16 protein-coding genes are annotated in these 17,475 nt (G+C 46.8%); 12 read left to right on the forward strand and 4 right to left on the reverse strand.

Annotated elements, in window-relative coordinates; all coding sequences use genetic code 11:
• The first annotated feature begins 44 nt into the window (after positions 1 to 44).
• The 9 genes from GQS64_RS11435 to GQS64_RS11475 all read left to right on the forward strand — a co-directional run bounded on the left by GQS64_RS11435 (position 45) and on the right by GQS64_RS11475 (position 8,087).
• The gene (locus GQS64_RS11435) at positions 45 to 710 is read left to right on the forward strand and encodes an LON peptidase substrate-binding domain-containing protein (RefSeq protein WP_198231694.1); all 666 of its coding nucleotides are present in this window, start codon (positions 45 to 47) and stop codon (positions 708 to 710) included.
• Positions 711 to 746: 36 nt separating this feature from the next.
• A complete protein-coding gene (locus GQS64_RS11440) occupies positions 747 to 938 on the forward strand; it encodes a Trm112 family protein (protein ID WP_198231695.1) in 192 nt (63 codons plus the stop codon).
• A gap of 159 nt (positions 939 to 1,097) precedes the next feature.
• Positions 1,098 to 2,210: a 3-isopropylmalate dehydrogenase gene (leuB, locus tag GQS64_RS11445; RefSeq protein ID WP_198231696.1), complete on the forward strand. Its 1,113-nt coding sequence runs from the start codon at positions 1,098 to 1,100 to the stop codon at positions 2,208 to 2,210.
• Between the two features lie 659 nt (positions 2,211 to 2,869).
• Positions 2,870 to 3,904, forward strand: a complete 1,035-nt coding sequence (locus GQS64_RS11450; protein ID WP_077972742.1) for an aspartate-semialdehyde dehydrogenase — start codon at positions 2,870 to 2,872, stop codon at positions 3,902 to 3,904.
• Positions 3,905 to 4,648: 744 nt separating this feature from the next.
• On the forward strand, positions 4,649 to 4,834 hold the full coding sequence (locus GQS64_RS11455) for a hypothetical protein (RefSeq protein ID WP_077993762.1): 186 nt from the start codon (positions 4,649 to 4,651) through the stop codon (positions 4,832 to 4,834).
• Positions 4,835 to 5,083: 249 nt separating this feature from the next.
• A complete protein-coding gene (locus GQS64_RS11460) occupies positions 5,084 to 5,914 on the forward strand; it encodes a MetQ/NlpA family ABC transporter substrate-binding protein (protein ID WP_077993764.1) in 831 nt (276 codons plus the stop codon).
• 8 nt (positions 5,915 to 5,922) lie between these two features.
• Positions 5,923 to 6,954 carry a methionine ABC transporter ATP-binding protein gene (locus GQS64_RS11465; protein WP_077994677.1) on the forward strand — a complete coding sequence of 344 codons (1,032 nt, stop codon included), beginning with the start codon at positions 5,923 to 5,925 and terminating at the stop codon, positions 6,952 to 6,954.
• Positions 6,947 to 7,606, forward strand: coding sequence for a methionine ABC transporter permease (locus GQS64_RS11470; protein ID WP_198231744.1), 660 nt, complete (start codon positions 6,947 to 6,949; stop codon positions 7,604 to 7,606). Before GQS64_RS11465 ends, GQS64_RS11470 begins: the two co-directional genes overlap by 8 nt.
• A gap of 28 nt (positions 7,607 to 7,634) precedes the next feature.
• The gene (locus GQS64_RS11475; protein ID WP_198231697.1) at positions 7,635 to 8,087 is read left to right on the forward strand and encodes a hypothetical protein; all 453 of its coding nucleotides are present in this window, start codon (positions 7,635 to 7,637) and stop codon (positions 8,085 to 8,087) included.
• Between the two features lie 615 nt (positions 8,088 to 8,702).
• Here GQS64_RS11475 and GQS64_RS11480 read toward each other — a convergent pair.
• The gene (locus tag GQS64_RS11480) at positions 8,703 to 11,012 is read right to left on the reverse strand and encodes a Tex family protein (protein WP_198231698.1); all 2,310 of its coding nucleotides are present in this window, start codon (positions 11,010 to 11,012) and stop codon (positions 8,703 to 8,705) included.
• A gap of 157 nt (positions 11,013 to 11,169) precedes the next feature.
• Between GQS64_RS11480 and GQS64_RS11485 the strand changes: the two genes are divergently transcribed.
• Positions 11,170 to 12,285 carry an alkene reductase gene (locus GQS64_RS11485; RefSeq protein ID WP_198231699.1) on the forward strand — a complete coding sequence of 372 codons (1,116 nt, stop codon included), beginning with the start codon at positions 11,170 to 11,172 and terminating at the stop codon, positions 12,283 to 12,285.
• A 77-nt stretch (positions 12,286 to 12,362) separates the two neighbouring features.
• Here GQS64_RS11485 and GQS64_RS11490 read toward each other — a convergent pair whose 3' ends face one another.
• The 3 genes from GQS64_RS11490 to GQS64_RS11500 form a co-directional block, all read right to left on the reverse strand.
• The gene (locus GQS64_RS11490) at positions 12,363 to 13,334 is read right to left on the reverse strand and encodes a WD40 repeat domain-containing protein (RefSeq protein WP_198231700.1); all 972 of its coding nucleotides are present in this window, start codon (positions 13,332 to 13,334) and stop codon (positions 12,363 to 12,365) included.
• 16 nt (positions 13,335 to 13,350) lie between these two features.
• The gene (locus GQS64_RS11495) at positions 13,351 to 14,439 is read right to left on the reverse strand and encodes a CobW family GTP-binding protein (RefSeq protein WP_198231701.1); all 1,089 of its coding nucleotides are present in this window, start codon (positions 14,437 to 14,439) and stop codon (positions 13,351 to 13,353) included.
• Positions 14,440 to 14,526: 87 nt separating this feature from the next.
• On the reverse strand, positions 14,527 to 15,270 hold the full coding sequence (locus GQS64_RS11500; RefSeq protein WP_198231702.1) for a creatininase family protein: 744 nt from the start codon (positions 15,268 to 15,270) through the stop codon (positions 14,527 to 14,529).
• 166 nt (positions 15,271 to 15,436) lie between these two features.
• Here GQS64_RS11500 and GQS64_RS11505 point away from each other — a divergent pair, with 166 nt between their 5' ends.
• Both GQS64_RS11505 and GQS64_RS11510 read left to right on the forward strand, forming a co-directional pair.
• Positions 15,437 to 15,916: a MarR family winged helix-turn-helix transcriptional regulator gene (locus tag GQS64_RS11505; protein WP_198231703.1), complete on the forward strand. Its 480-nt coding sequence runs from the start codon at positions 15,437 to 15,439 to the stop codon at positions 15,914 to 15,916.
• A gap of 337 nt (positions 15,917 to 16,253) precedes the next feature.
• Positions 16,254 to 17,279, forward strand: coding sequence for a LacI family DNA-binding transcriptional regulator (locus tag GQS64_RS11510; RefSeq protein WP_077993777.1), 1,026 nt, complete (start codon positions 16,254 to 16,256; stop codon positions 17,277 to 17,279).
• Positions 17,280 to 17,475 lie beyond the last annotated feature (196 nt).

The following is a 17,475-nucleotide window of genomic DNA, read 5'->3' on the forward strand; positions in this document are numbered from 1 at the left end:
CTCAAGATTTTGTAACCTGTTATGGCTCTGGACGATAAAAAACAATGAAAGCTGGAAATGCCCACTATATTCAGGTGAAAGACCTGCCCGACGAAATCGGCCTGTTTCCGCTCGAAGGGGTTCTGCTTTTACCGAACGGTTATTTGCCGCTTAATGTTTTCGAGCCGCGTTATCTTGAACTTGTTGAAGACGCGATGAAAGGAAACCGGTTGATCGGCATTATCCAGCCGGAGCCGGAATCAAATAATACCGAAAAGCCGGAGCTTTATAAAACCGGCTGCATCGGGCGCATCACAAGTTTTGCCGAGACGGGAGATGGCCGGTTGATGATCGGCTTGCAGGGGGTATGTCGTTTCAAACTCGAAAAAGAAATTGCAAGTGACAAACCTTACCGGATTGCAAAAATTACGATTGATGAAAGTGACCTTGTCGAACAACCGGATGCAGGCGATAAAATCAATCGCGAAGAGCTTCTTGATACTTTTGAAAAATTTCTCGACGCTCATGAAATGGAAGCCGATTGGGATTCGATCATGCAGGCACCGACAGAATCACTCGTCAATGCGCTTTCTATCATGGCGCCTTTCGGTGCTGCCGAAAAGCAGGCACTTCTTGAAGCACCCGATATTGTTGCCCGTGCTGCAACCCTCGTTGCTTTGACAGAACGCTCGCTAATGGAACATAGTGGTGATGATAAACCGCTCAATTGAACGCTGTCTGCGGTTCAAACGCTTGGATATGATCTGATGGTCAAATATGCGACCGACCCGAAAATGCTTGAACTCCTCATATGCCCTGTAACAGGGGGTGAGCTTCACTATGACAAAGAACGGCAGGAACTCGTTTCCAAAAAAGCACGACTGGCTTTTCCCATTCGTGACGGTATACCGATTATGCTCGCCTCCGAAGCGCGCCCATTGGAAGAAAACGAAATATAATTTTTCCAAAACCTTGTTCCGCTTTCAAAAGAGCATGCTATAACATCAATTGCGATCACATTATTCCAATCAGGGCGGGTGATCCTTTATATTATTATGTGCAAAGGTTTGGATCTTTCGTGTCCAACCGTTTCGACTATTTGAGAGGGCGCAATCGTTATGGCTTCCAGAAAACTATTTCTTCTTCCCGGCGACGGAATCGGCGTTGAGTCGATGGCCGAAGTGAAAAAAATTATTGCTTATATGGATAAAGAACTCGGACTTGATTTCGAGTGCGAGGAAGGGCTTGTCGGGGGTGCCGCCTATGATGCTCATGGTACGGCAATTTCTGAAGAAGATATGAAACGGGCTTTGGCGGCCGATGCGGTGCTTTTTGGTGCTGTTGGCGGCCCGAAATGGGCAAAAGTCCCTTATGAGGTGAGACCTGAAGCGGGGTTGTTGCGGCTTCGTAAGGATCTCGGTCTGTTTGCCAATTTGCGACCAGCCATTTGCTACCCTTCGCTCGCTTCGGCTTCATCGCTTAAACGCGAGCTTGTAGACGGGCTTGATATATTGATTGTACGCGAATTGACAGGCGGCGTCTATTTTGGCGAACCGAAAGAAATCATCGACCTCGGCCATGGGCAAAAACGCGCAATTGATACCCAGATTTACGACACTTACGAGATCGACCGCATTGCAAGAGTTGCTTTCGACCTTGCACGCACCCGCAAAAACAAAGTGACTTCTCTTGAAAAACACAATGTCATGAAAACCGGCATTCTCTGGAACGAAGTCGTTACCGAGGTTCACGACAAGGACTATAAGGATGTAACGCTTGAACATATGCTGGCTGATTCCGGTGGCATGCAATTGGTGCGTGCGCCCAAACAGTTCGATGTTATTGTAACCGACAATCTTTTCGGTGATATTTTCTCCGATATTGCGGCCATGCTTACGGGCTCGCTTGGCATGTTGCCTTCTGCTTCTCTTGGCGAAGAAGACAAGAAAACCGGCAAACGTCATGCGCTTTACGAACCGGTTCATGGTTCCGCTCCCGACATTGCCGGAAAAGGCATTGCCAACCCTATCGCAATGATAGCGTCACTTGCTATGTGCCTGCGCTATTCTTTCCTCATGGGGGCTGAAGCCGACCGGCTGGAAAAAGCGATCTCTGCCGTTCTTGATGATGGTGTGCGTACAGCCGACATTTATTCGGAAGGCATGAAAAAAGTTTCAACCAGTGAGATGGGTGACGCCATTTTGCAAAAATTCAAAACTATGGTTGCTTGAAAACCGCTTTCAATCGGGTTTATTGAAGGCGATCTTGCGGGAGAGACCGAACTGTCTTCCCTGCCGGTCAAATTCAAATAATGCCGCTGAATATCGGTTAAATGAGCTCATTTTATTCGGCCAAAGCAGGCGGCTACAGAATGTAAAAGCAATAAGGCGGTGGAAAAACACCGCCTTTTTTTGAATTTTGCACCCGTTTTCTTGTGCTTAAAAAATGGCAAACTGACACAATCCGTTTTCTAAAATTTCATTCGGCAATCATTCGGTTAAAATGCTCCCGTTTTTCAAAATATCTTTTATTTTTTCTTTATAAGTTGAATTTTCATAAAACCTCCATAAGTTCCAAGAAATTCAACATGAAAAACAGCCGATTGTTGTTGTGTTTCTTGACAGAAGTGCAAAATAAGTTAAAAGCGATGTGGTCAAGGAGTTTTTAAATGGACTTTACTCGCTTCCGTAGCTATCGGTTTCCAAGCTGCAATCGCGGCTTCGATAACTGCTGCGCAGCCTTGACAATTATTGGCCACAAAAAAACGACAAAGAAAATTATCTGACGTCCCTTGGCCAACCTGCTCTCTCCCGGGTCCGGCCCGGGGGGTAAGCCTGACGGCCGCCGGGCTTCTTCACAAAACACGGAGAGAGACAGGAGTTCTGATTAAATGGGTTTTAAGGTTGCTGTTGTTGGTGCCACGGGAAATGTTGGACGGGAAATGCTCAACATTCTTGAAGAGCGCGGTTTTCCGGCTGATGAAGTTGTACCGCTTGCCTCGCATCGGTCATTGGGAACAGAAGTTTCCTTCGGTGACAAAACACTGAAGGTAAAAGTTCTCGATAATTACGATTTTTCCGACACCGATATTTGCCTGATGTCTGCCGGTGGCAATGTTTCCAAAGAATGGGCACCGAAAATCGGCGCGGCCGGTGCTGTCGTTATCGATAATTCTTCGGCCTGGCGTTATGATATTGATGTTCCGCTCATTGTTCCGGAAGTCAATCCGGATGCTATTGACGGCTTCAAAACACACAATATCATTGCCAATCCGAACTGTTCGACAGCCCAGCTTCTGGTTGCCCTAAAACCGTTGCACGATGCCGCAACCATCAAGCGCGTTGTGGTTTCAACCTATCAATCGGTTTCGGGTGCAGGCAAGGCCGGAATGGACGAGCTTTTCGAGCAATCCCGCGCGGTTTTTGTGGCTGATCCTATTACAGTGCGCAAATTCACGAAACGTATTGCTTTCAACGTTATTCCCCATATCGACGTATTCATGGAAGACGGCTACACCAAAGAAGAATGGAAAATGGTTGCCGAAACCAAAAAGATGCTCGACCCGAAAATCAAACTTACGGCTACTGCCGTTCGTGTTCCGGTTTTCATCGGCCATGGCGAGGCAGTCAATGTCGAGTTTGAAAAGCCCATCAGTGCTGATGAAGCACGTGAAATCCTGCGCAACGCCCCCGGCTGTCAGGTTGTCGACAAGCATGAGGATGGCGGCTATATGACACCTTATGAATCAGCCGGAGAAGACGACACATTTGTTAGCCGTATCCGCGAAGATATTACCGTTGAAAACGGCCTGTCTTTCTGGGTTGTTGCCGATAATTTGCGCAAAGGTGCTGCTCTTAATGCGGTGCAGATTGCCGAACTTCTGATTGCGCGCAATCTGATTACACCCAAGAAAGCCCAAGCATAAAAGCTTGTCGTCATAAAATATTCCGGCTTTGCGCTTCAAAGCCGTTTTAAAAAACCATCCCCTGTAGAGAACTTTTACAGGGGATATTTTTTGAATTGAAAGCGTGGCGAGGGCTTTGTAATTTTCGCCCAAAGCTTGTTGACTTTCTCGTGCAGATTGTCACCGGTCACCTTTCATTGTCACCGGTTACCTTTCATTGTCACCGGTCATCTTTCAAAGGCGGGATTTCTTTTAATTATAAAGTATAAAGCCCTGCTTTTACCGGCCTGACCTTTCAAAAAAGATTTTTTAAAATAACGGTCACACTGTTATTGACGAGAAATGCCGGTCGGAAAAATGCGAGAAAAATTTTATAAAAGATTTTTTAAAAAAGCTGAGTTCCAGATCAATCTGTCGGGCAATAGAGAACAAAAACATAAAATATCCGATTTCAAATGAAGTGCACAACAGCTTGCAAGCTCGAATGGTCGGCTTTACCCGCTAACGCCCGAATTGGAATTGCCGACTCATAAGAAATGTCGCCGCTTTGAAGGAATTTGAAGTCAATCCACGTTTTCATGAGCAAATGTCACCGGTAACAAACAATTTAAAACCATTTTAAAAAGCAAAACTGCGGCTAATTGGCATTTTTTGCCAAAAGATATTTTTTTTACCTTTGCAACAATCACGATTGTATATAAAACAAAATAAAGAAAACCATGCAGAAATACCGGTCAATCAACCGGTAATATGTGGAGGCAAAAAATGTTACGTGCTGTTGCACAGGCGATATTAGATTGTGCCGGTTATATCACCGCACTTTTTATTCCTGAAGATGCAACGAATTTTGACTTCATCCGTATGGGCGTAGCACTTGTCATGTTGATTTTATTCTCGATTCTTTGCTGGCTACTTCCCCAGCTTTTTCATAATGGCAAGCGGCCTAATTAATTTGCGAAAAATATTTTCATCAATTTGATTGTTTATAAAAAAATCATCCTGCAACTGAACTGATAGCTATTGAAAATGTTGCTTGGTTTTTATACCACTTCCGTTAAAACAGAATGGCATACTGGTCATGAGCTCCCGGTTCTTTTTAAATCCGGATTGGGACTTTATCAGGCCGATCAACAAACCGGAATTTTTCAGCCTATGTTTTGAGATGAAACATTCTGAAAATTAACACGAAGGGTTTCAACAATGTTTCTCGATAAGATCAACAGACGTACAGTTCTAGGACTTGCTTTTTCTTTTGCCACTTTTGCAAGTGTTTCAACTTTAGCGCCGGTTCTGGCTCATGCCGAAGATAAAACCAGTATCAAGCTTGGAACAATGGAAGGCGAAGAATCGGAAGTCTGGAAGGTTGCAGCTCAGGAAGCCAAAAAACAGGGCCTCAACATTGATCTTGTTTTTTTCTCCGATTACGCCTTACCGAATGAAGCCGTCAATTCCGGTGATATTGACGCAAATTCATTCCAGCATAAACCCTATCTCGACGCACAAATCGAACAGCGTGGCTACAAGCTTTCGGTCGTAGGCTATACGGTGCTTTTCCCGATGGGTGTCTACTCCCACAAAATCAAAGACTTGAAAGAGCTTCGTGATGGCGCTGTCGTCGGCGTTCCCAACGACCCGTCAAATGGCGGCCGCGCCTTGCGGCTTTTGAACGATATGGGGCTTATCAAGCTCAAAGACCCGAACAATGTTCTTGCCACCAAACTCGATATTGTCGAAAACCCGAAAAAACTCGAAATTCGCGAGCTTGATGCCGGTATGCTCGGTCGCGCCATCGATGATTTCGATATTGCCATTGTCAATACCAACTGGGCTTTGACCACTGGCCTCAAACCTGAAAAAGATGCGATTGCATGGGAAAAGTCCGAAAACAATCCCTATAACAATATTATTGTCGTACGCACCGCCGATAAAGACGAGCCATGGGTGAAAAAACTCGTTGCTGCCTATAATTCGGAACCGGTTCGCGCAAAAATCAAGGAAGTGTTTGGCGTAACTGCCCAGCCATTATGGTAAATTTAAAAATGGGTTCAACATCCGAACCAATCATATCACTTAAAAATATCAGCCGCCGTTTTTCCCGAACGGCGGCCGTTGACCATTTGTCACTCGATATTGAAAAAGGCGAAATTCTCGGAATTATCGGGCGCAGCGGCGCCGGTAAATCGACGCTTATTCGCTGTCTCAATGGTCTTGAACGTATTGATGAAGGACAAATCTTCTTTGAAGGCCATGACGTTTCGCATTTGAGTGAAAGCGAATGGGCGCCCTATCGTCAACGCATCAGCATGATTTTCCAGCATTTCAACCTGTTGTCATCGAAACGTGTGATCGACAATATTGCATTGCCGCTAAAGCTTGCCGGTGTGCCGAAAGAAAAGCGCCGCGAACGGGCTATGGAACTTATCGAACTTGTGAGCCTCAAAGGCAAAGAGCTGCATTTTCCGGCCGAGCTTTCCGGCGGGCAAAAACAGCGCGTCGGCATTGCCAGAGCATTGGCGGCAAATCCGAAAGTGCTCCTATCCGATGAGGCAACGTCTGCACTCGATCCGGAAACAACCCAATCCATCCTTGAATTGATTGCCGATATTAATAAAAGGCTCAACCTCACCGTTGTTCTGATTACCCACGAGATGGAAGTCGTAAGCTCCATTGCCAACAGGGTTGTTGTGCTTAACAAGGGAAAAATTGTCGAAGAAGGTCGGGTAAGAGATATTTTCGCCTCTCCGCAAGATGATACTACCATTGCGATGCTGCGCATTGTGACACCGCAATTACCGGCCGAATTTGCCAAAAGGTTGAAGCCCGAAGGAGATGAAGCCGTTATCGAGCTCAATATTGCCGGTGACGTGGCAAGAGAGCCATTCCTGCACCTCATCGAATATGAAAGCGGACTGATTCCGCGCATTCTTCACGGCGGCATTGATACGATTCAGGGTGAACCGGTTGGCCGTTTCTTTTTAGGCCTTCCGGCAAAAGACAAAGACAAACTTGACAAGGCGGTTTCCTGGCTTATCAAGCATGGTCGCTATTGCGAGGTTCTCGGTTATGTATGATGTCCTTTCAAAAGAATTGCCGAAAGCAATTATAGACACCATCATCATGACGGTGAGTTCTTCTCTTATGGCGCTCATTCTGGGGCTGCCGATCGGCCTTATCCTTTATATGACCGCAAAGGGAAGCCTGTTTCCCAAAGAAAATCTCAACAGGTTACTGAGCTTCCTCGTCAATTGTGTGCGCGCCATTCCGTTTATCATTTTCGCTTTCTATCTTCTTCCCGTGACGCGCATTGTTGTTGGAACCGGTGTTGGCATCAGATCTGTTATTTTTGTGCTGATATTATCGGCGACACCACTTTATGCACGTTTGGCAGAACTGTCATTTCGTGGAGTTGACAAGGGACTTGTCGAAGCTATCCGCTCGATGGGCGCTTCACGGATGCAAATTGTTACCAATGTCATTGTGCCGGAATCATTTTCAAGTCTGGTGACCGGCTTTACTGTGATGGTTATTTCAATTATCAGTGCAACGTCGCTTGCCGGTTTTCTGGGGGGTGGCGGTCTTGGTGACATGGCTATCCGCTATGGCTACCAGCGCTATAATCCGGAGATTATGAACATCGTTATCGGTGTTCTGATTATCATGAATCTGGTTGTGCAATCCTTTGGCGACCGGTTGGCGCGCAAGCTTGACCGCTCGAAACGTTAGCTATTTCACTTGGAAAACGGGAGGAAGAATGATGAAAGATAATAATAGACCGAAGACAAATTTTGTGTCCATCGCGCCGATTGCTAGTCTCATTGCCGCTTCCATGCTGCTTTCCGGCTGTGGCGGACGCGACGCCCATCCGGTCGCTTTGACCAATCCGAACGACAGTGTCATGGATTGTGCAGGTATTTCACGAGAATTCCACGCCAATGAACGCCAGATTCAGGCAGTCATCCATGAGCGCACAAATGCACAAGGAAAGAATGTCGCATTGGGGGCAGCCGGTATTTTCTTCTTTCCTGCGTGGTTTTTTATGGATCCGAAATCGCCGGAAAGAGTGGAAATTGATGCCTTGCGCAATCGTAACGGCGTTTTACAGGAAATCGCACGCACCAAAAACTGTGCTCCTATGCAATCGCAATTGACGGAAGCCTATAAACAGCTAGACAGCCAAAAAGCGGCTAAGCCCCAAAAGAAATAAACAGAAAAAAATTGATTAAAATAAAAGGCCGGTTAAACCGGCTTTTTGTTTTTATTGCGTTCTTGTTTATTCATGATTGCCCATAATAGCTTGATATTGGAATGCAACAAAACGGGCAAAAGAACAAAACGCCGGCTTTATAAATAGAAATTCGGTTTTCCTGAAACGATGTCCGTTTTCATTATGATCTGGAAAGTTTCGGGTGTGCGTATAAGCGCCGAAGGCACGCTTAAGCGTTTGCCTATCAGCCTTTACGGTTTCTTTTGCGTTTATCCCGATTGTCGCCTGCAAATCTTTAACAGAAAAGGTTTTGATTAATGGAGACCTTCACAAGCTCTGATAAACAAGACAAATGCCTTTCGGCACAAAGCCGGAAGGCACAGCCCTTTCCGATGATGATTCAGGCCTTGTCCGATCATAAAAAGCCTTGCCCGATCATAAAAAGTCTTGTCCGATAAATCTTTTTGCCTTTTTCAAAACAGGCAAATTTCTTCTTTTAAAACACAATCATTCTTCGTTCAGCCAATAAGACACAGTTATTTTCTCATCGGCAAAGCGCGCATGTTAAAAAATTCCGGTTTGCCCCTCGAAATTTAATAGTCGTAGCGGCGTTTTTCAATGGCGTTTGCGCAATGCTTCTGCAAGAGCCGAACCGAAACTGCCCTCTTGAGAAACCGGCTTTTTATTTTTCATATTATGCAAGTGATTACGTAACGAATTTTCCGGTGAAGCGGCTTTTGCGCGACTATCCGGATTATCGGGATGTTTTTTCATGCTTAGCGAGATGCGTTTGCGTGCTGGATCAACATCAAGCACTGTCACAGAAACAATATCTCCGGCTTTTACCACTTTATGCGGATCACTCACATAAGTGTCGGCAAGTTGCGAAATATGGACAAGTCCATCCTGATGCACGCCTATATCGACAAATGCCCCAAAATTGGCGACATTGGTCACAGTTCCTTCAAGCTTCATCCCCGTTTTGAGGTCCGAAATCTCGTCGACACCTTCGGCAAATGTTGCTGTTTTGAATTCCGGCCGCGGGTCACGTCCGGGTTTTTCCAATTCGCTCAAAATATCTTTAACAGTCGGCAGGCCGAACCGCTCGTCAATAAATGTTTTCGGGTCGAGCTTTTTCAAAGTTGCACTATCGCCCATCAAGGAACGCAAGTCACGTCCACATGCGGCGACAATTTTACGTGCAACACTATAGGCTTCCGGATGCACTGCCGAAGCATCAAGCGGCTCGTCGCCATTCTGGATACGCAAAAAGCCTGCGCATTGCTCGAATGTTTTTGCACCGAGCCGTGGTACCGACTTCAACCCGTTACGATTTTTAAACGGGCCATTTTCATCACGATAAGCAACAATTGCATCGGCCAATGATGCCCCCACCCCCGAAACACGGGCAAGCAGAGATGGCGAAGCGGTGTTAAGGTCAACGCCAACGGCATTCACCGCATCTTCGACAACACCGTCTAAAGCCCTCATCAGCTCGAACTGGTCGACATCATGCTGATATTGTCCGACACCGATAGATTTCGGTTCGATTTTAACCAATTCGGCAAGCGGATCCTGCAAACGCCGTGCGATCGACACGGCCCCGCGCAATGACACATCAAGATCGGGAAATTCGTTAGCTGCGAGTTCGGATGCCGAATAGACAGAAGCACCGGCTTCCGAAACAATGACTTTTGTCGGCCGCGGCGCTGGTATATGTTTCAACAAATCGCCAACAAGCTTTTCTGTCTCTCGGCTTGCTGTGCCGTTGCCGATGGCGATGAGATCAACCTGATGTTTTTTAATGAGAGCGGCAAGTACTGCCTCTGCACCACGAACATCATTTTTGGGCGGGAATGGATAGATGGTTGCGGTTTCCTTGAGTTTTCCGGTTTTATCGACCACTGCAACCTTGACACCGGTGCGGATACCCGGATCAAGCCCCATTGTTGCCCTTTCACCCGCCGGTGCAGCCAATAAAAGTGCTTTGAGATTACGGGCAAAAACAGCAATTGCTTCTTCATCGGCTCGTTCATGCAAATCGCGCATGAGATCAAGCGAAAGATGTAAAGATAGCTTTACCCGCCATGCCCATAAGGCGACACTCACAAGAAAAATATCTCCGGGAAGCTGATTGCCGATTTGATAGGCCTGTTTGATAAGCTTTATGACCGGTTTTTCGCCATTTGGAATATCTTCGTCGACTTCAATGTCAACATTCAGGATTTCTTCGTTACGCCCGCGAAACATTGCCAATGCGCGATGGCTCGGCACAGTCGACCATTTTTCTCTATGGTCAAAATAATCGGAAAATTTCGCACCTTCCTGCTCTTTACCGGCAACAACCTTGGCATGGATAAAGGCATGTGATTGCATATAGTGACGTAAATTTCCGACCAGTTCGGCGTTTTCCGCCATAGTTTCCGAAATAATATCGCGGGCACCGTCAAGAGCAGCTTTGACATCGGCAATTTTGTCATTGATATAATCTTTGGCAAGAAGCTCCGGCTCTTCCTTGCGGTTTTTCAGAATTTCTTCGGCAAGCGGCAATAAGCCATTTTCTTTGGCAATTTCGGCACGGGTGCGCCGCTTCGGCTTGAACGGGAGATAAAGGTCTTCCAATTCGGCCTTCGAGCTTGCTTTTCTTAAAGATTCTTCCAGTTCCGGACTAAGCTTGTTCTGTTCGCGAATTGCTTGAATAATCGCTTCACGGCGTGCTTCCATTTCACGAAGATAAATGAGCCGTTCCGACAACAGGCGCAATTGTCCGTCATCAAGGCCGCCGGTTACTTCCTTGCGATAGCGGGCAATGAAGGGAATGGTTGCCCCCTCGTCAATGAGGCCGATAGCGGCAGCAACCTGTGATTGACTTGCCTTGATGTCGCCAGCAATTGTTTGGCAGATTGATTGCGCAATTGTCGTCATTCTCTTTACCAGATTCGTTCAATTTTAAGGAGAGATTACGGATAGCAACCAAGAACGCAACCGTAATTCTTCCTCTCATAAAAATTAATCAAGCCCTTTTTAATCTGGCTCATTCACCTTATGTTTAAATTTGCAGCCAATATGAAAGGGGCTTTTCATGACAACACTTTTTGACCCGATCAAGGCAGGAGACCTTGTTCTAAAAAACCGCATTGCCATGGCGCCGTTGACTCGCGCTCGTTCGCCCAATGCAACACCCAATGATTTGAACGTTGTCTATTATCGCCAACGTTCGACCGCCGGTCTTATTGTCTCTGAAGGTACGGCCATTTCACAACAGGGACAAGGCAATATCGACGTTCCGGGACTTTACGAAAAAGCCCAGCTTGCCGGCTGGAAAAAAGTAACCGATGCCGTTCATGAAGCGGGTGGCAAAATTGTTGCCCAGCTTTGGCATACGGGACGTATTTCCCATAGTTCACTACAACCTGGAGGCAAACCGCCTGTTGCCCCCTCCGCCCTTCAGGCAAAAGCCCGAACCTATATCAAAGACAAGGATGGTCAGGGCGAATTTGTACCGACATCGACACCACGTGCATTGGACGCATCCGAAATCCCCGGCATTATCGACGATTATCGCAAAGCTGCACGCAATGCTGTAGACATTGCCGGTTTCGACGGCGTGGAAATTCACTCGGCCAATGGCTATTTACTCGACCAGTTCCTGCGTTCCGGCTCCAATCACCGTACCGATGAATTTGGCGGTTCGATTGAGAATCGTTGCCGTTTTCCGCTGCTTGTTGCCGAAGCCGTTGCAAAAGAAATCGGCGGTGGCAGAACCGGTATCCGCATTTCTCCGGTAACCCCTGCCAATGATGCCCATGATCCGGATCCGCAGCCGCTTTTCGATTTTTATGTCGATGCTTTGGCAGCCTATGAGCTTGCTTTCATCCACCTCATTGAAGGTGCAACGGGAGGCGACCGCAATTATACCGAAGCCGATTATGCATTCGACTATAAGCGTTTGAAACACGTCTATCGCGATGCCGGTGGCAATGGTGCGTGGATGGTCAATAATGGCTATACCGCCGAAATGGCTGAAAAAGCTGTCGGGTCCGGCTATGCCGATATTGTATCTTTCGGCCGTCCGTTTATTGCCAATCCCGATCTTGTCCGGCGTATCAAAGAGCATGCTCCATGGAACGAGGTTGACCAGACAACACTCTATGGCGGCAATGAAAAAGGCTATACCGATTACCCGACTTTGGGATAACCGGTTCGAGCGTTTAAATAAAAACCACCTGCAAAAGGCAGGTGGTTTTTTTATTCACAAAAATTCCGTTTCGGCTTTCAGGCAGAAATATCGATAATGCCTGCTTCACCGCTTTCGGAGCCGAATGCCAGCCGATAGCCTTTATCATCCCAGGTCATGGTTGAAATGGCGCCTTTTCCGGGACGGCGCAAAAGCACTTCCTTTGCATCGGCAAAGCGGATGAACAAAATCATACCGTCATTAAAACCGGCAGCAACAATGTCTTCTTCCGGATGGCAGCACACACATGTGACCATGGCATCGGCACGGGTACCGAGTTCAAGGGGTGCTTTTCCCATCGGTCCGTCTTTCGCCTGAAACGGCCAGACAATGGCAGCCGGAGCGCCGGAAGTGGCAAGCCACTTACCTTTTGCACTCCATGACCAGCTCTTGACCTTTGCCGGATAGCCGCTCATGCGCAAATGCTGTTCGTCACTCAACCGCCAGCCATGCAACGCATTTTCTTGCATCGACGAAATGACATAACGTCCATCGGGCGAAAATGTAACGGCAAAATGTGCGCCTTTCCATGTAAGGTCGGTAGGCTTTGTGTCGGCACCAAGCCAATGCAATGTCACACCATTATATCGTGCCACCGCAAATCTTAGACCTTTTGGTGCAAAAGCAAGATCTTCCACACTGCGTTCGTGATCGAACTCCTGAAGCCCTTTGCCGCCATCAGCCCATGCCGTGCGTGAAAAAGCAAAGGCGTAAGAATTGTCAGGACCGGCTGCAACCGATGTGATCCACTTTTTTTCATGGCGGGCAAGTTCTCGACATTGAAGAGCACTTGACGTGCGGCAAATCCGGCCATCTTCACCGCCAGTAATCACCGATTTCTTGTCCCGGCTTAACGCAACAGAGGCAATCCCTTGATGTGCCTCGACCACTTTTTGTTTTTCGCCAAGCAGGGTGATTTCACCATTTGCTGTCACAAAGACCGGCTGGTCATCTAAAAATCCCGCAAACAGGCAATAGCTGTCGAGGTCACAATGTGCAATTGTCGGCATAGATTCCTCTCAAAAATCAGGCACAATTCTCGAAACCGGCTTTGAGCTTTTCGGCATCAAGTTTGCGGCCGATAAAGACCAGACGGCTTTCATGCTTTTCGCCTTCTTTCCAGGGTCTCTGGCTGTCGCCTTCCAAAATCATATGGACACCTTGCACAACATAACGGTCTTTATCGCCTTTGAAAGCGATAATGCCTTTAAGTCTTAAAATATCCGGCCCCTGTGTCTGGGTAATCTGCTGGATCCACGGGAAAAACTTGCCCGGATCAAGCTCGCCCGCCCGTAACGAAACCGATTTCACCGTTACATCATGAAGGGCTGCCCCATGGACATGCTCATCCCCGTCATGGTGGTGATGTTCGTGGTCGTGGTCATGATGATGGTGGTGGTGGTCATGATCGTGGTCGCATTCCGGCCCGCAAACATGCTCTTCTTCCTCGTCATGATCGAGAAAATGCGGGTCATTTTCAAGGGCACGGCTCAAATCGAACGCACCGCGATCAAGCACTTCGTTCAAATCGACATTGGAGCGTTGGGTGCGAAAGATAACAGCAGCAGGATTGATTGCGCGTATTGTTGCTTCAACATCGGCAAGTTCCTGCGGGGTGACGAGATCGGTTTTGTTCAAAAGAACCACATCGGCAAAAGCAATCTGGTCTTCTGCTTCGCGGCTGTCTCTCAATTCCAACGGCAAATGTTTGGCGTCGACGAGTGCCACAACAGCATCAAGCTGCGATTTTGCCCTCACATCATCATCCATGAAAAATGTCTGTGCAACCGGAACCGGATCGGCAAGACCGGTTGTTTCGATAATGATACCGTCAAACCGGCCGGGACGGCGCATCAAACCGTCGACAACACGGACAAGGTCGCCGCGCACTGTGCAGCAGATACAACCATTATTCATCTCGTAAATTTCTTCGTCGGATTCGACAATCAGATCATTATCAATGCCGATCTCGCCGAATTCATTGACAATAACAGCGTAATGCTTGCCATGATTTTCTGTCAAAATCCGGTTGAGAAGGGTGGTTTTTCCAGCTCCCAGATAGCCGGTCAATACAGTTACCGGAATTTTGCGGGGTGTGTTTTCAGTCTCGCTCATAGCATGACCTTTCAAATGACGGGAATTTTTACTGTTGTCGATATAGGCAATGTCGCTAACAATTTCTAGCTTTGGGAAAAAGGCTTTCTAGGAAAGTTCGTCAATATCAAAAGCAAACATATCTTCAACAAGGCCGCGAAAACCTTCCATCGCGTGATCGAATATCGCTTTCCCTGCCTCTCTATTTGCGGCAAGTGCGTTTCCTGCAGCACCCGATCTATTAATATCCGCCATTTTCCAACCGAATGGAAATGGCCCGTAAGCCCGCAGATATTTGAATTTTTCTTGAAGCTCTTTTTGCCAATTGGAAAAATTTTGCGCTTTTTCCATATTGACCGTTTCGGGTGCAAGATAAAGCATAAGCGAGGTTTCGATAAAGCCTGCATGAATATCAAGGGCTTTTTCCTCGACCGTCATCAAACCTTCAGGAAGACCGAAGCGTCCCCAACTGGTGGCGACAGCGAGCATTTTGAAACGACAGCGCAATTCGGTTATGACAATATTCATCAATGGCGAATTGCCGCCATGGGCATTGAGAATAAGAAACCTGTCTATTCCGTTTTTGTAGCAATCGGCGCCAATTGCAACCCACCGGTCTATTGCTTGAGAATATTCAAGTGTTTGCGTACCTTCACGACCACCATGTTCAACCGAATAACCAATATTCTCACCCTCTAGTATAATAATTTTTTGTCTATCACAAGATAGTTTTTCAATATTTTTGGCAAATGCTTGTGCGATTACAGCATCTGTTGTGAGCGGCAAATGCTCGCCATGATATTCGTGAGCACCGAGTGGTAAAATGGCAATTGTTTTATCTTTTTTTCCCACTGTCTCAAATCCTGATAAAATTCTTTCTTCTTTTTTATATACAGTTTTGTTATCTTTTTAAAACTATAGAATAAAATGCACCTCAACGCGCAGAAACGAATCAGACTGGAATACTATACGCAATCAGATAATTCTTTAGAAACGTCTTCGGGGAGACATAACCTAAATGATCGAGAAAAACCAGATACCGGCACTGGACATCGTTCAATCCACTGCCAGAATGATGAAAACGTTGTTAGCACGTCGGCTTTATGAATTCGGCTTATATGCGGGGCAAGACCGGATAATTCTTTCACTGGCTTTGAATGATGGCCAGTCTCCCGGCAGTCTGGCAAAACAACTCGGCGTAAAACCGCCTACAGTGACAAAGACAATTGCACGTTTGCAAGAACAGGGTTTTGTTACCAAACGCGGTTCGCACAAGGACCAGCGCCAGCTCCATGTGTTTCTGACGAAAGACGGCCACAAGGTTGTAAAGCTTATCGAGGCGGCTATTGCTGCAACCGAACGCGATATTACCCATGGTCTTAACGAAAATGAACATGTCACCCTTCTTAAATTATTGGGACGTATTCAAAAAAATGTGGAAGAACAACAATTGGAATTATCCAATATCTATGCCGAAAATGAAAACGGCATATTCTAGCCTGATGAATAAATGAACGGGTGATTGACGGATGATAAGGAGTGGTCAATTTTTTTAATTCTCTCCTTATCTTTTCATATCTCCTCTCTTTATTTTTTCAATATATCGTCTGTTTCGTTTTGCTTTGGTTGCAATTAAAATACCGGTTGTTTGGAAATAAGCTTTCATCTTCCCCGAATATAACGCAGTTTTGTTTTGAAAACCTTGTTTAAAACGCCGTTTCCTATGTGCTGTATCCGGTTTTAGGCTTTTCTCGAACCGGACAAGGGGCTATCTATTCCATTGGCATGAGGTTGGGGGAACCTCGATCAATTCTATCTCAAGAGGATGAGAAGCGTTGGCGCAAAAAATCAAACTTTCCACAATTGCCGATGCATTGAATGTATCGACTGCTACGGTTTCGCTCGCACTTCGTGACAGTCCGCTCGTTGCCGACGATACGCGTGAGAAAATCAAGAATTATGCACGTAATATCGGCTATATTTATAACAGACGCGCAGCAAGTTTGCGGACATCGCGATCAGGCATTGTCGGTGTCGTCGTCCATGACATTATGAATCCGTTTTTTGCCGAAATCTTGCGCTCCATCGAAACAGAGCTTGACCGTTCGCGCCAGACATTCATCCTTTCCAACCATTACGACCAGTTGGATAAGCAACGCAATTTTCTGGAAACGCTTCTCCAGCTTGGTGCAGATGGTGTCATTATGTCACCGGCAATCGGCACACCCGCAAAAGACATTGAAATGGCACAAAATAACGGTTTGCCTGTTGTCTTTGTCGCCCGCCATGTCGAAGGGGTCGACGTACCGGTTTTCCGTGGCGACGATACTTACGGCATTTCGCTTGCCACCAACCATCTTATCTCGCTCGGGCATAAATGCATCGCCATGGTTGGCGGTACAGATTATACCTCGACAGGCCGTGACCGTTATGAAGGCTATCGCCATGCCATGCAACTTGCCGGACTTGAGGTCAAACCGGAATGGCGTCTTGAAGGACCGCGAACCAAACAGGCAGGCTTCGAGATTGCTCCGCAATTTCTGGCACTCAAAGATAAACCCACTGCCGCTGTCTGCTTCAATGATCTTGCCGCAATCGGCTTGATGAACGGAATTGCCCGTGCGGGCCTTGTTGCAGGACGGGATATTTCTGTGACCGGCTATGATGATCTTGAGGAAGCGGAAATTGCCACTCCTGCACTCACGACAGTCTGGAATGGTCAGCGGGAAGTCGGAAGACGTGCAGCGCGTGCTCTCCTTGACCTTTTAAACGGTATCGAAGTCAAAAACGGTCATGACCTCATTAAACCGGAACTGCGCATTCGCCAGTCAACCGGCCGCATGGTGCCGCGAAAAGACTGAAAAAACCGAAATCTCCGATATTTTAGAATGACTTTCGCTCAACGTCAGGCAGCGATCTTTTTTGCCCGCTTCCGTTCCTTTCACAGTAGAATTGGAGTGCATCGTGAAAAAAGAGGTGCAAGATTAAAAATCGAACCTTAAGAATGGCGAAATTTTTGTTGGCAGGCCGCTAACCAATTGCGGAAATACAATCAAA

Source organism: Bartonella sp. P0282, assembly GCF_048452985.1.
Taxonomy (GTDB): domain Bacteria; phylum Pseudomonadota; class Alphaproteobacteria; order Rhizobiales; family Rhizobiaceae; genus Bartonella; species Bartonella choladocola.

What these genes read in the sequence shown, in the direction of transcription:
- GQS64_RS11455 (WP_077993762.1), top strand. Translation starts at nt 4,649, where the DNA reads ATGTTACGTGCTGTTGCACAGGCGATATTAGATTGTGCCGGTTATATC.
- GQS64_RS11440 (WP_198231695.1), top strand. Translation starts at nt 747, where the DNA reads ATGGTCAAATATGCGACCGACCCGAAAATGCTTGAACTCCTCATATGC.
- GQS64_RS11435 (WP_198231694.1), top strand. Translation starts at nt 45, where the DNA reads ATGAAAGCTGGAAATGCCCACTATATTCAGGTGAAAGACCTGCCCGAC.
- leuB (WP_198231696.1), top strand. Translation starts at nt 1,098, where the DNA reads ATGGCTTCCAGAAAACTATTTCTTCTTCCCGGCGACGGAATCGGCGTT.
- GQS64_RS11450 (WP_077972742.1), top strand. Translation starts at nt 2,870, where the DNA reads ATGGGTTTTAAGGTTGCTGTTGTTGGTGCCACGGGAAATGTTGGACGG.
- GQS64_RS11475 (WP_198231697.1), top strand. Translation starts at nt 7,635, where the DNA reads ATGATGAAAGATAATAATAGACCGAAGACAAATTTTGTGTCCATCGCG.
- GQS64_RS11485 (WP_198231699.1), top strand. Translation starts at nt 11,170, where the DNA reads ATGACAACACTTTTTGACCCGATCAAGGCAGGAGACCTTGTTCTAAAA.
- GQS64_RS11505 (WP_198231703.1), top strand. Translation starts at nt 15,437, where the DNA reads ATGATCGAGAAAAACCAGATACCGGCACTGGACATCGTTCAATCCACT.
- GQS64_RS11465 (WP_077994677.1), top strand. Translation starts at nt 5,923, where the DNA reads ATGGGTTCAACATCCGAACCAATCATATCACTTAAAAATATCAGCCGC.
- GQS64_RS11495 (WP_198231701.1), bottom strand. Translation starts at nt 14,439, where the DNA reads ATGAGCGAGACTGAAAACACACCCCGCAAAATTCCGGTAACTGTATTG.
- GQS64_RS11480 (WP_198231698.1), bottom strand. Translation starts at nt 11,012, where the DNA reads ATGACGACAATTGCGCAATCAATCTGCCAAACAATTGCTGGCGACATC.
- GQS64_RS11490 (WP_198231700.1), bottom strand. Translation starts at nt 13,334, where the DNA reads ATGCCGACAATTGCACATTGTGACCTCGACAGCTATTGCCTGTTTGCG.
- GQS64_RS11470 (WP_198231744.1), top strand. Translation starts at nt 6,947, where the DNA reads ATGTATGATGTCCTTTCAAAAGAATTGCCGAAAGCAATTATAGACACC.
- GQS64_RS11460 (WP_077993764.1), top strand. Translation starts at nt 5,084, where the DNA reads ATGTTTCTCGATAAGATCAACAGACGTACAGTTCTAGGACTTGCTTTT.